We start from the raw sequence: 14,802 nt of genomic DNA, 5'->3' as shown, positions 1-14,802 counted from the left end.
GTTGTTTTTGATAGAGCTACTTTTCGACGATGGCGGTAATGCCCAGCCCGCCCGCCGCGCAGATGGAAATCAGGCCGCGTCCACCCCCGCGTTCATGGATGGCCTTGGCCAAGGTCGCCAATTGCCGGCCTCCGGTGGCGGCAAACGGGTGGCCGCAGCCCAGGGAGCCACCGTTGACGTTCATTTTGGCGCGGTCGATGGCACCCAGTGGCGCCTCCAAGCCTAGACGCTCGCGGCAATACTCGGCGTCCTCCCAGGCCTTGAGCGTACACAGCACCTGGGCGGCAAAGGCTTCGTGGATCTCGAAGAAATCGAAGTCGGCGAAGCTCAGGCCTTCGCGCTTGAGCATGCGTGGCACCGCATAGGCCGGCGCCATCAACAAGCCTTCGGTGCCGTCGACAAAATTCACCGCCGCCGTCTCGCCCGTGCGCAGGTAGGCCAACACCGGCCAGCCATTGGCTGCCGCCCATTCTTCGCTGGCCAACAGCACCACCGAGGCGCCATCCGTCAGTGGCGTGGAGTTGCCCGCCGTGAGAGTGCCGTTCTGGCGGTCGTAGGCCGGGGACAGCCCGGCGAGTTTCTCCAGGCTGGCGTCGGCGCGCAGGTTGTTGTCCCGCGCCAGGCCGCGATGGGGGCTGATCAGGTCGTCGAAGAAACCGCGTTTGTACGCGGCATCCAGGCGTTGGTGACTGGTGAGGGTCAGCTCATCCTGGGCCAGGCGCTTGATCTGCCAGCGCTTGGCCATTTCTTCGCAATGCTCGCCCATGGACAAGCCGGTGCGCGGCTCGCCATTGCGCGGCAGCAGCGGCTTGAAAAACATCGACGGGCGCACCTTCAGCAGCGCCTTCAACTTGTCGCCCATGCCCTTGGCACGGTTGGCCGCGAGCAAGGTGTGGCGCAGGGACTCATTGATGCCGATGGGCGCGTCGGAAGTGGTATCGGCGCCGCCGGCAATGCCGACTTCGATCTGGCCGAGGGCGATTTTATTCGCCACCAGCAAGGCCGCTTCCAGACCGGTACCGCAGGCTTGTTGCACGTCGTAGGCCGGGGTCTGCGGGGACAAGGTGGTCGACAGCAGCGACTCACGCGCGAGGTTGAAATCCCGCGAATGCTTGATCACCGCGCCGGCAGCGAACTCGCCCAGGCGCTGGCCGTGGAGGTTGTAGCGGTCGACCAGGCCTTGCAGCGCAGCCACCAGCAGATCCTGGTTGCTGTCGTGGGCGTATACCGTGTTGGAACGGGCAAACGGGATGCGGTTGCCGCCGATGATCGCCACGCGGCGGGTCGGGGCCGGGTTGAAGCTGTAGTCACTCATGTAGGGTTCTCATTCCAGACAAATAGCCCGCGCATATGCGGTTTGTCGCCGGCGAAATTGCGCACTTCGAATTCGCGGCGCGGGCCGCTCACGGGGTGTTGCCATAGGGCGACCTGGCCGGGCAGAAAGATCGGCAGCTTGAAGTCGCAATGGGCCTGGGCCTGATCCAGGCCACCGGGCGGTTGTTGAGCGGCCAATGCACGGCTGAGGGTCCACATGCCATGGGCGATGGCACGACGAAAGCCGAAGAGCCTGGCGCCGATCAGTGAGGTGTGGATCGGGTTGAAGTCCCCCGAGACCCTGGCAAACCGCCGCCCCAGGTCGGCGGGCAGCATCCAGCGCTGGGTGCGCAGCAGGCCTTCTTCCTGCAACGGCAGGGCGTCACCCCACGGCTCGCCCACCGGGTCTTTGACCTCGCGGCGCAGGTACAGGCTGTCGCTTTCCCACGCCAGGGCGCCGTTGCTGTAGGCGCGGGTGGCGATGCTCAGCGCCTGGCCCTTGGCATGGGCCACCCAGCGTTCGCAAAAGACTTCCAGGCGCAGCGCCTGGCCTTCATGCAGGCGCTGGTGCTGCCGGATGCGGTTGGCCAGGTGCACCATGCCGCTGGCCGGGTACGGGAAACTCGGACGGGTCAACACCATCAGGTGCAGGGGGAACGCCAGCACATGGGGGTACGACAGCGGCACCCCCTGCTCGCGCCGGAACCCACAAGCACGCCCATAAGCGTCGATGTCGGCGCCAGACAATGCCACCGCCGAACGCACCAGACGCTCGTTGGGCAACAGCGGCGCACCGTCGAGCTTGGGCTTGCGCAAGGCGCGTACGCCGTCGAGCAACAGCTGGGTGCGCGAGGGCGGTGGGTCAATGATCTGTGTGATGTAGTCCATGGACTCAGGCTCCCAGCAGGCTTTGGCCGCACACTCGGACGACCTGGCCATTGACCCCACCCGAGGCAGGATGGGCCAGCCAGGCGATGGTTTCGGCCACATCGACCGGCTGCCCACCCTGAGACAGGGAATTCATGCGCCGCCCGGCTTCGCGGATCATCAGCGGGATCTTCGCGGTCATCTGTGTTTCGATAAAACCGGGCGCCACCGCGTTGACCGTGATCTGCTGCGCTGCCGCTCTCGGGGCCAGGCCCTGTACCAGGCCGATCACGCCGGCCTTGGAGGTGGCGTAGTTGCTTTGCCCGAGATTGCCGGCAATCCCGGAGATCGACGACACACACACGATGCGCCCACCGGGGTTCAGCCCCTGGTTTTCCAACAAGGCGTTGCTCAGGTTCAGCGGCGCTTCCAGGTTGACCGCCAGCACGCTGCGCCAGGCCGCTTCGGTCATCTTGGCGATGGTCTTGTCGCGGGTGATCCCAGCGTTGTGGACGACCACGTCGAAGGCGCCGTACTGACTGACATGGGCCTGCAACAACGCCCCTGCATCCGCACTGGTGATGTCCAACGGCAACGCCGAACCGCCGACGCTGGCGGCCGCTTGCTGCAACGACTCCTGTGCCTGGGGCACGTCCACGCAGACCACGTGGGCGCCGTCGCGGGCCAGTACCTGGGCAATCGCCAGGCCGATGCCACGGGAAGCCCCGGTAACCAGCGCGCGTCGGCCGGCAAAGGGTTTATCCCAGTTGACGCTGGGGTGGCCGTCCACCGGTTTTTCCAGGCGCACCACCTGCCCGGAGACGTAGGCCGAGCGGCGCGACAGGAAGAAACGCAGGCTGCTGTCCAGTGCGTCCTCCGCACCTGGCGCCACATAGAGCAATTGCACCGTGATCGCGCGGCGCAGCTCCTTGGCCAGCGACCGCACCAGCCCTTCGAGGGCACGCTGGGCGATGGCCTGGGGCAGATTCGCGCAGTGTTCGGGCGCCGTGCCCAACACCACCACCCGACCGTGCTGGCCGAGGCGTTTGGCGTTGGCGTGGAAGAATTCGTACAGCTCATCCAACTGTTTCAGGTCGACCACAGCGCTGGCATCGAACACTGCGCCCTGCACCTTGACCGTGGACGGCGCCTTGAGCGTCGCCGGCGCGGCGGTGACCGTGTCGGTGGCGCTGAAAACCTGTTGCACTCGCGTGGAAAGCCGCCCTGCCCCGGCGACGATCACCGGGTTGGCCAGGCCTGGCTGGCCGCTGCGATGGCGCTGCAACGGCACGGGCTGAGGCAAGCCCACCGCCTGGGCCAGGCGCCGGCCCCAGGGGGAATTGACGAACGATAGGTAGCTGTCACTCATATCCGCATTCACTCACAACACATTCTGACCTTGTAAACCCGATCCAATGTGGGAGGGGGCAAGCCCTAATGCCAGTCATGTAGGAGCGAGCTTGCTCGCGAAGAACTCAGGACCACCACGTTTATCCAGAATGAACGCGTTGCTTAGACGTTCTTCGCGAGCAAGCTCGCTCCTACAAAAAACCTTAACTGACTGGCATTGGACCCAGCCCCCACCCACATTGACCGGGTTTGCCCTAATTGACCGAGGCGTTTTCGCTTTGGCTGCTGCGCCGCTTGGGCGCCGGCTCCAACGCCTGCCTGCGCTGCTGCAACGCCTCCAGCAAACCGAAGTCCTGGGGGAAGTCATCCACCTGGATCGCGTGGTCGGCATATTCCACATAGCGCGCCAGCAAGGCGTCTTCGTCAGCGCTGATCAGGTCCAGCGCCCGCGCCTTGACGCGCCAGGCGGTAAAGGCCGTGGCGGAAATCGGCATCGGTTCGAGCAGGCCTTGCTTGATCGCCGGCTTGAGTCGAGCGTCGATCAATTCCACCTGCGGCAACAGGCGGAAGCCGAGTTCGCCGTAGGCCAGCTTGTCGATTTCCGGACGTGGGATGTAGGAATTGGCCAACAAACGGTCGCGGGTTTCGCCGGAGGTCTGCACCACATCGGCGACCTGGGCCAGCAAGTGATCCGAGGGTTTGCGCAGCGGGATACCGAACGGGAACGTCAAGCCTCGCAGCACCGCAGCAGCCGCTTTCGATGGGTAATTATCCAGCACTTCGGCCAGGGCTTCATGGGCGCGCAACAAGGCGTCCTGGGCCGACCAATGCACCAGCGGCAGGTCCGCCTGGGGCCGTCCATCGTCCTCAAAACGCTTGAGCACGCAGGACAGGATGTACAACTGCGACAGGATATCGCCCAGGCGCCCGGTGATACTTTCCTTGCGCTTGAGCGCCCCGCCCAGCACGCCCATGGAAATATCCGAAATCAATGCCAGCACCACCGACAGCCGATTAGCCTGGCGGTAATAGGACGCCAGCGCCGGGTCGGTCTTGGCTGGCACGGAAATCAGCCGGCCGCCCGTCAGCGCATTCACCGCCGCGCGTACCGTGTTAGCCAGCACAAAACTCACATGGCCAAACATCGCGCGGTCAAAGTCTTCCAACGCCTTGCGCCGATCCGGGTTGCGCGCCGCTTCCATCTCGCGGAACACGTAGGGATGGCAACGGATCAAGCCCTGGCCAAAGATGATCAGGCAACGCGTCATGATGTTCGCGCCCTCCACCGTGATGGCGATGGGGCTTTGCTGGTAGGCACGCGCCAGGAAATTATTCGGGCCCATGCAAATGCCTTTGCCAGCGACGATATCCATGCCGTCGTTGACGATCATCCGCGCGCGCTCGGTGACGTGGTACTTGGCGATGGCCGAGATCACCGAGGGTTTCTCGCCCGCGTCCAGAGAGGCCACCGAGACCTTGCGCACCGCATCGCAGGCATACAAATGCCCGGCCATGCGCGCCAGCGGCGCCTGCACGCCTTCGAACTTGCCGATGGGCAGGCCGAACTGTTTACGCATCGCCGCATACGCGGTGGTACCGCGCACCGCGACCTTGCCCAGGCCGACGTTGGCCGATGGCAGCGAAATCGCCCGGCCGGCGGCCAGGCACTCCATCAACATGCGCCAGCCGTTGCCGACTTGCTCGCGGCCGCCGATGACCCACTCCAAAGGAATGAAAACATCCTTGCCGGTGGTAGGACCGTTCTGGAACACCGCATTCAACGGCCAGTGACGGCGCCCACTGTTGACGCCGGGATGGGAAGTCGGGATCAGCGCGCAGGTGATGCCGAGTGAACCGGGCGCGCCGAGCAAACCGTCCGGGTCCTCGGCGCGAAACGCCAGGCCGAGCACAGTGGCGATGGGCCCCAGGGTGATGTAGCGCTTGTCCCAGGTCACGTTGAAACCCAGTACTTCTTCCCCCTCATGCAGGCCCTTGCAGACAATGCCCAGGTCCGGGATCGCCCCCGCGTCGGAACCGGCATAGGGGCTGGTGAGCGCGAAGCACGGGATATCTTCACCCCGGGCCAGGCGCGGCAGGTAGTAATTGCGCTGGGCATCGGTACCGTAGTGCAGCAGCAACTCCGCCGGGCCCAGGGAGTTGGGCACCATCACCGAAATCGCCGCCGCCGAGCAGCGCGTCGACAGCTTCATCACCACTTGCGAGTGCGCATAGTGAGAGAAACCTTTGCCGCCGTACTGCTTGGGAATGATCATGCCGAGGAAGCCGGCGTCCTTGGTGTACTGCCAGCCTTCGGGGGACATGTCCTGCCAGACCTGGGTGGTTTCCCAGTCGTTGGCGATGTCGCAAAGGGTTTCGACTTCATTGTCGAGGAAGGCTTGCTCCTCGGCACTCAAGCTGGCTGGCGCGGCTTGCAACAGGCGCTGCCAGTTGGGCTTGCCGCTGAACAGCTCGGCGTCCCACCACACGGTGCCGGACTCGATCGCCGCGCGTTCGGTGTCGGACATCGCCGGCATGATCGTACGAAACAGGCCCAGGGCCTTGCTGGTCAACAGGGTACGGCGCAGGGGTTTGATCGTCATCAGGAATGCCGGCACCACCACCAGCACCGCCGCGACGGTGGTGCCGAAAGCGGCGACCACATTGAACAGGTAACCCGCCGCCAGCCAGACCAGGCCAGCGCCCAACCACAGGGTGGCGGCGGCTTGTCGATACGCCAGGGCAATCGCGGCTGCGAAACCCACCAATAACCAGATAACCATGGAGATACCTCGACTCGATTCAGGGCGTGGCAAACGTGGGTGCAGATCGAAATGAGCTGCGGCGTAACGCCACACTACAAACTCGGAAAGACAAATTCAAATTTTGTTTTGAAATTTTTATTTAATGTATAGGCAAAAAAAATGGCGGATGAATGGATCAGCCTCTCAGGTTTGTTCATCAGGAAATCGCAACGGGTCGCATGGGCGACCCGTCGATAAGTGACAACATGAAGAGGCAGCCGGATGCGCCAACTACCTCATGACGCCGTCACACCGTTTAGGTCAGAACCGATAGGTCGCTGACACACTGACCACTTCGCCCTTGCCCTCGGATTTTCCATCAAGTCGCGAGCCACCCAGGCGGTCTTGATTGTGTGTCTTCAGGTTGACCTCCTGTACAAACTGCCGCGAGTAGGCCGCGTCAACACTTAAACCAGGAATGGCTCTTACGTTGTAGCCGAACCCAAGCGAAGCGAAGATCCGGTCACCGTCGGGGATACGCGGATCACGTGTTGAGTTGCGTGTGGGGGTCTGGTCAAACGACACACCGCTGCGCAAGGTCAGGTCGTCAGTGAGCTTGTAATCGCCGCCGAAAGAGTACTGCCAGGCATCGCGATACTTGTAGGGAATCGATACGATCAGGTTACCGTCCGATGTCAGCGTAAGAGCCTTGAAGGATGACCATTGGGTCCAGGTCGCACTGACGCCCAGGGTCAACCGTTCATTGACTTCATGCACCCAGTCAAAGGAAGCATTCGCCGGGATATCCAGCCGAGTCTCGGCGTTGGCGCCGTCCGGTTGCAATCTCAAGCCGGGGTACAGGACCCCCACCAGTGTCGTGCCATCGGGCAACGCAGGATCAGTCATCAGGCTTTTCAACGCAGCATCAGCCCGAATGTTGTATTTGCCCTCCATCTTGTTCTTGATTTTCGCGTGGTAGTTCAAACCCAGGGTGTCACGTTCGGTGGGTTTCCAGACGACGCCTGTGAACCAGCCCACGGACGTGTTATCGACCTTGACTCGCATCAATGCGTTGCCCACGCCTGACGGGAAAGGAATGCCCGCTGGCGAGGCGGCCGCCGCCCCCAGCAGGTCAATGTTCTGGCTGACGAAGCCTTTAGTGTGCTGGACGATTGCCCCTGCACCAATAGAGAACCGATCGGTGACCTTGAACGATAGAGAGCCCGTGAGCCCTACCGTTTCGATCTTGGTGTCGACGGCAAAATCACGCCCCTTCCAGTCCTCGTCCCAGGTACTGCGCATACCCTGAGGCACCACTTGGCTCAGGCCGAAAGCAAAGCGATCATTGATCGGTATAACCATGAAACCGGTAGGCAGCCAGGCGGTAAAACCACCCTCACCGCCGTCACCTTGGGAATAAGGCGTACCAAAAGACCCGTCCGGGTTCAAAGGTGTTTTTTCCAGAGGGTTACCATTGAGGTCGTAGGCCTGACCTTTGTATTTGATATTGATGCGAGCGTAGTCAATGGTGAACTGCGCAACGCTTTGATCGATAAACGCCATTGCCGCAGGGTTGTTGTAAGCCGCACTTGGATCACCCTTGAACAGCGATCCCCCACCGAACCCACGCCCCCAACCAGCGGCACCTACAGTCGGAGTAGCAAAACCACCGGCCTGAACCGGCACCGTTACCGCTATTCCACCCAACAACGCCAGCCCCAGTGCGACCTGCACTTGTAGTTTCTTATTGTTCATGCGGCACTCCTTATTATTATCAACGGCCGACTCTGCGGAAGCGTCTTAAAAAACCCAAGCACTCGCGGAAGCACCTGCGCGTCATATCGCTGATACGTTTTTAAGATGCTACGGGTGTCGCCTTATTTACTTCAAACAGGTGCCCCTTTCGAGGCACCTGCCTACAGCGGGTGATCAGCCCTTGGTTCTAACCCAACGAGTTATTGAACGGTCAGGCCTGGTGCGTTAACAGTCAGCGATTGAATAGTGCAGTTGCCGGTTCCCTGACCAAGCAGGGTTTGATTGGTTGCGCCAAGAACGTGGGTGGATTGATTCCAGGTCACAGCAATGCTGGTAGGGCCGCAGTCCGACCGAGGAATCAGCGGAGGAGCACCATTGATCACGTAGCCCACATTGGACAGGGTACCGGCGCTGAGGCTAGTAGCGGTCAACACCCAACCTGGGGTAGGGAGACTTTTCAGTTGCGCCAGTGGACACAGAATGCCGCCAGTGAAACTAGCGCTTGAAATAGTCGCCACACCACCTGCAACAGTGCCGCTCGCAGTAAGGGTGCAAGTAACAGGGGCGGACGAAGAAGGCGAAAGTACGGTAATGGTGCCGGTCAAGTTGGTGAACGGTCCATTCGGAACGATCGATGCCGCACTGGCCATCGATGCTGCACCGAAACTGAGAGCAAAAGACGTTACACAAACGAGGGTTTTCAAGCTTTTCATTGTTTTTCCTCACATGTTATGGCGAATTCATTTCGCCCGGGGTAATGGCCATGAACGAGAGGTCACGGTGAAACTGCAGAACTTCCCTTTCCAGCCAAATCTCAATTCAATTACCGCTACAACATCCAACCACTACTCAACCACTTTGAAGTTCGGTGGCATCTTGATCGACACCGTCTTGATCTTGCAGTCTTCGCCAATCGGAACATTGGCTGCTTCCAACTTTCCGGTGGCGTTATCCCAGGTGCCGTCGGCCGTGGAAGGGCCGCACTTGCCGCCCAGGCCGAAGGCGTGCACATCTACGCTGATCTTCGACATCGAGCCGCTTTTTGTGTCCTTGGCAATTAATACCCACGGCAAGTTGATGGCTTCGACCCGGCTGCACTTGAGGCCGCCATCGAATTCAACTTTGTCGACATTCACCGACGTCCCATCGGCGGCAACCTTACCGGCGACTTTGATGGTGCAGTCGGCGCTGATCAGCGCGCCCTTGGAAAAGCTGATGGGGCCCTGGGCAGTAAAGGCACTGCCGGCCGGTTCGATACGTGCGGCCTGGGCCTGTTGATAGACAATCAAACCCAACGCAGCCAATACGATATGCGTGGTGAACTTGGCAGGTGCTTGCATGGTGTACGTCCTTCCCTTGAAATTATTTTTGTTCGGGTCAAACAACTTGCTTGCCATAAAATCGGTAACACCAGGGCGACAGCAACCTGCGCAATACACAGATCACGAACGCCGTAAATAACGTACTACTTCAGATCAAAATGACTGGGTCGTGCCGCTGTACTTTTCCAAGTACTTCAAACGCTGTGAAGGTTGAAGATTGGTCAGTGTGATATCACCGCCATAATGATTCAGCACACGATGATCCATCCGTCGTCGCCATAAGTAAGGCACATAGGCCCAGACAATCATGCTCGCGTAACCGTAGGGTAGTTGCGGCGATTCATCGAAGTGACGCAACGACTGATAACTACGCGTGGGGTTGGCATGGTGATCGGAATGCCGTTGCAACTGGAACAAAAATATATTGGTGACAATTCGATTACTGTTCCAGGAATGCCGTGGCGAGCAACGCTCATAACGACCGTTGGGCAACTTCTGGCGTTTAAGGCCGTAGTGTTCGACATAGTTCACCACTTCCAGCAACGAGAAGCCGTAGATGCCCTGGATGATCAGGAATGGCACCACTGCCCAACCCAACCAGGCGATCATCGCGCCCCACAGCACCACGCTGTACATCCAGGCACTGAGCACACCATTTTTCCAATGCCAGGCCGGCAGGCCGAGTTTGCGCAGGCGCTCGCGCTCCAGGTTCCACGCCGAGCGGGCGCTGAACCACACCGAGCGCGGCAGAAAGGCCCAGAAGCTCTCACCCAGGCGGGAGCTGGCGGGGTCTTCCGGGGTAGCGACACGTACGTGATGGCCGCGGTTGTGTTCGGTGTAGAAGTGCCCATAGAACGTAGGGGCCAGCGTGACCTTGGCCAGGAACACTTCCAACGGCTTGGGCTTGTGCCCCAGTTCATGCGCGGTGTTGATCGCAATGCCGGTGGCAGCTCCCGTGGACATGGCCATGCCCAGGTAAGTGAATACGCTGATCTGACCGTGAAGCTGGGTGCGCTCGGTGATATACGCAGCGGCCTGTGCCATCCAGCTCGAAGGGTCCAGCGTGGCGGTGGCGTGCAGCAGGCCGCCGTTGATGATCCAGTCGATACCGCCAGCGGCCAGCCAGCCGGTGATGACCACCGAAGCGATGACAAACAGCACACCGGTGTAGACGATCCAGCGGTAGTAGCCTTGGGATTCAAGGTGGCTGACGGCGGACTCGGGCGGGTTGCTGACGTCTTCACCGAGCAGGCCGTCGATCAACGGGATCAGGCCAAAAATCACCAGTACGCCGACCCACCACAATTGTTGTACGCCGGTGGTGATGGCGAGAGCGCCGGAGAGCAAGGGGGTTGCCAGCGGCATGATGCCGAGCCACCACAGGTGGCGCTTGCCGTCGGTCCAGACGCTTGGAGCTGCCAGGGCCTGGTTCATGGCAGCCTCCGAATGCAGTCGGTGGGCAGGCAAACGAATGGGGCGACAAACAGGTTCACGAAGCGCTGACTGCCCCGAAAAACCAACCATGCGATAAAAGACGTTTTTTTCATTATTTTATTCGCTCTTAGGCATTTCAAAAATTGTTTCAAATTAGACATTGAAATAATTTTTTTAAATAAATAGCGCGGAATCGTTAGGTCGTCAACTAGTTTCTCGAGCGCTTTTTTCCGTGACCGATCAGTCTCTTTTTCAGCTGTTTAGTCAGGTGTCTAGGCCAGGCAATTGACGCCGTTGAACCGCAAGTCGGGTAACCAATTATTTACTCGCCAGGGCAAATGGCGGATGCAACAGCGTGGCGTTTTGCGCCGGTCGCACGCGCTTGGCAACCTGCTCCACCAGCACGGCCACACGCTCGGCGGCCGTGATTGGCAACATGTGTCCGCGCCCCTCCACCACTTGCAGCTTAAGCCCCGGCACCTTGCTGGCCAGGGCCTGGCCGTGTTTTTGAAAGTCCAGCACCTTGTCCTGTGCGCCGTAGATCAGGCCGATGGGCAGGGTCAGTTGCGGGTAGCGCTTGACCATGTCCGGCAAGTGCTGGTTGACCAGGTTGATCTCGGTGGAGGCGGCATAGAAGTTGTCAGGGCGCATGCCGAGCAAGCCGCCACCGCGCGTGGCGAAATCGTCTGGAGCGGCATCAGGGGCGAACACGCCTTTGACCACCGAGCCTTTGGTCAGCAGGCCGACGGGCATGGTCAGGGTATGCGCCATCCAGCGTCGCAACCACGCCGGGCGCACCGCCAATGACAGGAACACCAGTGGCAACAAACGTTGGGGATGGGTCAGCGGCGCCACCAGAATCAACCCCGATACCGCATGGGGGTGGTCAAGGGCCAGCGCCAGGGCAATCGCACCGCCGAGGGAATGCCCCAGCACCAGCGGTTTGTCCAGGCCCAGCGTATTGATAAAGGCGGCGATTTGCCGGGCCTGGGCCGGCAGGTCGGCGGGCGTACCGGTGTGACGGGTGGAATAACCCGACCCCGGGCGGTCGAGGGTGATCACCCTGAAGTGCTCACGCAATCGGCCGGACAAGGCATAGGTCAGGTTGCGACTGCTGCCCATCAGCCCGTGAATCATGACCAGCGGTGGGCCTTCGCCCTCCTCGTAATAGTGAAAGCGCTCGCCCTCGACATCGACGAAACGCCCATTGCCTGGAACAGCTGCTTCGATGCGCCGTGTCATCCAGGTACTGAACCCCCATAACACCGCGCTCGCACCGACCAGCACACCCGCAGCGATAACCCATTCAACAGCCATAGCTCGGTCCTCTGCTTCCCTGCTGCCGACCGCCCGACCGGTATTGATCAAGGCCTCAGCCATCGTCCACACCCGGGACCTAAACTTCGTGCATACCCTCGCGTCCGTCGGACAGGTCGCACATAAGGAGCCAGGGACTAGCGTAGGCGATATTTTCAGGTAGATTATTTAAAATCTTTTTTAAAATAAATAATTCAATTTTCCTTTGCAATGGTCTTCTATCTAAAAGACAAAACAAAAAACAGGAGCACATTCGATGCCCATGAAGGACTGCCTATGAATGCCCACAGCGAATCCATCGACATCGCCATCATCGGTTCAGGCTTCGCCGGCCTGTGCATGGCCATCCAGCTCAAGGAGGCCGGCCTGACCGACTTCTTTATCGCCGAGCAGGCCGAGACGCTCGGCGGCACGTGGCGCGACAACCACTACCCAGGGTGCGCCTGCGATGTGCAGTCCCATGTCTACTCGTTTTCGTTTGCGCCCAACCCTGACTGGACGCGCCAATTCGCGCCGCAAACGGAAATCCGCGCTTACCTGGAGCAATGCGCCCGGCGATTCGAGCTGATGCCGTACCTGCGCTTCAACATGGGCCTGCAACACGCCGTGTTCGATGAGCAGCAGCAACGCTGGCAACTGCGTTTCAGTGACGGGCGCCAGGTCAGCGCGCGGGTGCTGATATCGGGCATGGGGGCGCTGTCGCGCCCGGCGCTGCCGGATATTCCGGGGCTGGAGAGTTTCAAGGGCAAGCGCTTCCACTCCCAGCAGTGGGACCACGACTACCTCTTGAAGGGCAAGCGCGTGGCGGTGATCGGCACGGGCGCCAGTGCCATTCAGTTCGTGCCGCAGATCGCGCCACAGGTGGCCCATCTGGACCTGTTCCAACGCACCCCGCCGTGGATCATGCCCAAGCCCGACCGACCGATTTCTCGCGCCGAACGCTGGGCCTTCAAGCACCTGCCTTTCACCCAGCGCCTGGTACGCGGTGCTTTTTACTGGGCGCTGGAAGGTCGCGTGGTGGGCTTTGCCCTGCACCCACGGCTGATGAAGATGGTGCAGAAAATCGCCCTGCGCCACCTGCACAAACAAGTGGCCCGCCCTTCCCTGCGCAAGGCCCTGACCCCGGACTACACCATCGGCTGCAAGCGCGTGCTGATCTCCAACGACTATTACCCGGCGCTGTCACGCAGCAATGTCGAGGTGGTGACCGAGAGTGTGCTGCGCATCGAAGCCGATGGCGTGATCACCGCCGACGGTAAAAAACACCCCGCCGATTGCCTGATCTTCGGCACTGGCTTCCAGGCCACCGACCCGCTGCCCCGCGATTGCATCATCGGCCGCGACGGCGTCGACCTGATGGATGCCTGGCGCGATGGCGCACATGCCTATAAAGGCACCACGGTGCCGGGCTATCCGAACCTGTTCCTGATCATCGGGCCCAACACCGGGCTGGGGCATAACTCGATGATTCTGATGATCGAGGCCCAGGTCGCCTACATCCTCGATGCGCTCAAGCACATGCAGCGACACCGCATCGCCACGGTCGACGTCAAACCCGCCGTGGAGCACACCTACAACCAGCAACTGCAGGCCAGGCTCAAGCGCACCATCTGGAATACCGGCGGTTGCCGCAGCTGGTATCTCGATCCCCGTACCGGCAAGAACACCACGCTGTGGCCCGGTTCGACCTGGCGCTTCAAGCAGGTCACCCGGCACTTTGTGCTCAAGGACTATGTCGTCGGCCTGGCGCCGGTCAACGCACCACCGCGCGCGATAGCCGCACCCAATGCCGGTGTCGAAAGGAGCCTGTCATGAAGTCATTCAACGGCCGCGTAGCGGCGATTACCGGCGCGGCGTCGGGCATGGGCCGCGCATTGGCCCTGGCCCTGGCCAGGGAAGGCTGTCACCTGGCGCTGGCGGACAAGAATAGCCAGGGACTGGAGCAGACCCTGGCCTTGATCAAGACCTCGACCCTGTCGCCGGTGACCGTCACCACCCAGGTGCTGGATGTGTCCGACCGCCAGGCCATGGAAGACTGGGCCGCGCGCTGTGCGGCCGACCATGGCCAGGTCAACCTGATCTTCAATAATGCCGGCGTGGCGCTGTCGAGCACCGTCGAAGGCGTGGACTATGCCGACCTGGAATGGATCGTCGGCATCAACTTCTGGGGCGTGGTGCATGGCACCAAGGCATTTTTGCCCTACCTCAAGGCCAGCGGCGACGGCCATGTGATCAACACCTCCAGCGTCTTCGGCCTGTTTGCCCAGCCCGGCATGAGCGGCTACAACGCGACCAAATTCGCCGTGCGCGGCTTTACCGAAGCCCTGCGCCAGGAGCTCGATTTGCAACGGTGCGGCGTCTCGGCCACCTGTGTACACCCAGGTGGCATTCGCACCGATATCTGCCGCAGCAGCCGTATCGACGCGAACATGACCGGCTTTTTGATCCACAGCGAACAGCAGGCCCGTGCCGACTTCGAGAAGCTGTTCATTACCGACGCCGATCAGGCCGCCAAGGTGATCCTGCAAGGTGTGCGCAAGAACAAGCGCCGCGTGCTGATTGGCCGCGACGCGTATTGCCTCGACCTGCTCGCGCGCTGCCTGCCGGCGGCCTATCAGGCCTTGGTAGTGCTCGCCAGCAGACGCATGGCGCCCAAACCACGCAGGCCGATGCTTGAAACCAACGACGAATCCCGTCTCTGA

The 14,802-nt window shown here is 61.0% G+C and carries 11 protein-coding genes; 2 read left to right on the top strand and 9 right to left on the bottom strand.

Annotated elements, in window-relative coordinates:
* Positions 1 to 16 precede the first annotated feature (16 nt).
* From P2T68_RS15730 to P2T68_RS15690, 9 genes are all read right to left on the bottom strand, one after another.
* Positions 17 to 1,315, bottom strand: coding sequence for an acetyl-CoA C-acetyltransferase (locus P2T68_RS15730; RefSeq protein WP_069076361.1), 1,299 nt, complete (start codon positions 1,313 to 1,315; stop codon positions 17 to 19).
* A complete protein-coding gene (locus P2T68_RS15725) occupies positions 1,312 to 2,202 on the bottom strand; it encodes a MaoC/PaaZ C-terminal domain-containing protein (RefSeq protein WP_069076360.1) in 891 nt (296 codons plus the stop codon). The genes P2T68_RS15730 and P2T68_RS15725 overlap by 4 nt, the downstream gene beginning before the upstream one ends.
* A 4-nt stretch (positions 2,203 to 2,206) precedes the next feature.
* Positions 2,207 to 3,550: a 3-oxoacyl-ACP reductase gene (locus P2T68_RS15720; RefSeq protein WP_102625099.1), complete on the bottom strand. Its 1,344-nt coding sequence runs from the start codon at positions 3,548 to 3,550 to the stop codon at positions 2,207 to 2,209.
* 235 nt (positions 3,551 to 3,785) lie between these two features.
* On the bottom strand, positions 3,786 to 6,311 hold the full coding sequence (locus P2T68_RS15715) for an acyl-CoA dehydrogenase (protein WP_069076358.1): 2,526 nt from the start codon (positions 6,309 to 6,311) through the stop codon (positions 3,786 to 3,788).
* A 282-nt stretch (positions 6,312 to 6,593) separates the two neighbouring features.
* The gene (locus tag P2T68_RS15710) at positions 6,594 to 8,027 is read right to left on the bottom strand and encodes an outer membrane protein transport protein (protein WP_024075931.1); all 1,434 of its coding nucleotides are present in this window, start codon (positions 8,025 to 8,027) and stop codon (positions 6,594 to 6,596) included.
* A 200-nt stretch (positions 8,028 to 8,227) separates the two neighbouring features.
* Entirely contained in the window at positions 8,228 to 8,740 is a 513-nt protein-coding gene (gene praB / locus P2T68_RS15705) for an alkane oxidation protein activator PraB (protein ID WP_024075932.1), read from the bottom strand.
* 132 nt (positions 8,741 to 8,872) lie between these two features.
* Positions 8,873 to 9,367 carry an alkane oxidation protein activator PraA gene (praA, locus tag P2T68_RS15700; protein ID WP_024075933.1) on the bottom strand — a complete coding sequence of 165 codons (495 nt, stop codon included), beginning with the start codon at positions 9,365 to 9,367 and terminating at the stop codon, positions 8,873 to 8,875.
* Between the two features lie 135 nt (positions 9,368 to 9,502).
* Positions 9,503 to 10,783, bottom strand: a complete 1,281-nt coding sequence (locus P2T68_RS15695; RefSeq protein ID WP_150054536.1) for an alkane 1-monooxygenase — start codon at positions 10,781 to 10,783, stop codon at positions 9,503 to 9,505.
* Positions 10,784 to 11,101: 318 nt separating this feature from the next.
* The gene (locus P2T68_RS15690) at positions 11,102 to 12,100 is read right to left on the bottom strand and encodes an alpha/beta hydrolase (protein ID WP_227496808.1); all 999 of its coding nucleotides are present in this window, start codon (positions 12,098 to 12,100) and stop codon (positions 11,102 to 11,104) included.
* Positions 12,101 to 12,376: 276 nt separating this feature from the next.
* Here P2T68_RS15690 and P2T68_RS15685 point away from each other — a divergent pair, with 276 nt between their 5' ends.
* A complete protein-coding gene (locus P2T68_RS15685; RefSeq protein ID WP_277379563.1) occupies positions 12,377 to 13,915 on the top strand; it encodes an NAD(P)/FAD-dependent oxidoreductase in 1,539 nt (512 codons plus the stop codon).
* A complete protein-coding gene (locus P2T68_RS15680; protein ID WP_102625095.1) occupies positions 13,912 to 14,802 on the top strand; it encodes an SDR family NAD(P)-dependent oxidoreductase in 891 nt (296 codons plus the stop codon). The genes P2T68_RS15685 and P2T68_RS15680 overlap by 4 nt, the downstream gene beginning before the upstream one ends.

Source organism: Pseudomonas sp. G11, from assembly GCF_029457515.1.
GTDB classification, from domain to species: domain Bacteria; phylum Pseudomonadota; class Gammaproteobacteria; order Pseudomonadales; family Pseudomonadaceae; genus Aquipseudomonas; species Aquipseudomonas gorinensis.
This window is presented reverse-complemented; position numbering and strand designations above follow the sequence as displayed.

Excerpts from the sequence above, each read along its gene's own strand:
- P2T68_RS15730 (WP_069076361.1), bottom strand. The coding sequence starts at position 1,315 with ATGAGTGACTACAGCTTCAACCCGGCCCCGACCCGCCGCGTGGCGATC.
- P2T68_RS15725 (WP_069076360.1), bottom strand. The coding sequence starts at position 2,202 with ATGGACTACATCACACAGATCATTGACCCACCGCCCTCGCGCACCCAG.
- P2T68_RS15720 (WP_102625099.1), bottom strand. The coding sequence starts at position 3,550 with ATGAGTGACAGCTACCTATCGTTCGTCAATTCCCCCTGGGGCCGGCGC.
- P2T68_RS15715 (WP_069076358.1), bottom strand. The coding sequence starts at position 6,311 with ATGGTTATCTGGTTATTGGTGGGTTTCGCAGCCGCGATTGCCCTGGCG.
- P2T68_RS15710 (WP_024075931.1), bottom strand. The coding sequence starts at position 8,027 with ATGAACAATAAGAAACTACAAGTGCAGGTCGCACTGGGGCTGGCGTTG.
- praB (WP_024075932.1), bottom strand. The coding sequence starts at position 8,740 with ATGAAAAGCTTGAAAACCCTCGTTTGTGTAACGTCTTTTGCTCTCAGT.
- praA (WP_024075933.1), bottom strand. The coding sequence starts at position 9,367 with ATGCAAGCACCTGCCAAGTTCACCACGCATATCGTATTGGCTGCGTTG.
- P2T68_RS15695 (WP_150054536.1), bottom strand. The coding sequence starts at position 10,783 with ATGAACCAGGCCCTGGCAGCTCCAAGCGTCTGGACCGACGGCAAGCGC.
- P2T68_RS15690 (WP_227496808.1), bottom strand. The coding sequence starts at position 12,100 with ATGGCTGTTGAATGGGTTATCGCTGCGGGTGTGCTGGTCGGTGCGAGC.
- P2T68_RS15685 (WP_277379563.1), top strand. The coding sequence starts at position 12,377 with ATGAATGCCCACAGCGAATCCATCGACATCGCCATCATCGGTTCAGGC.
- P2T68_RS15680 (WP_102625095.1), top strand. The coding sequence starts at position 13,912 with ATGAAGTCATTCAACGGCCGCGTAGCGGCGATTACCGGCGCGGCGTCG.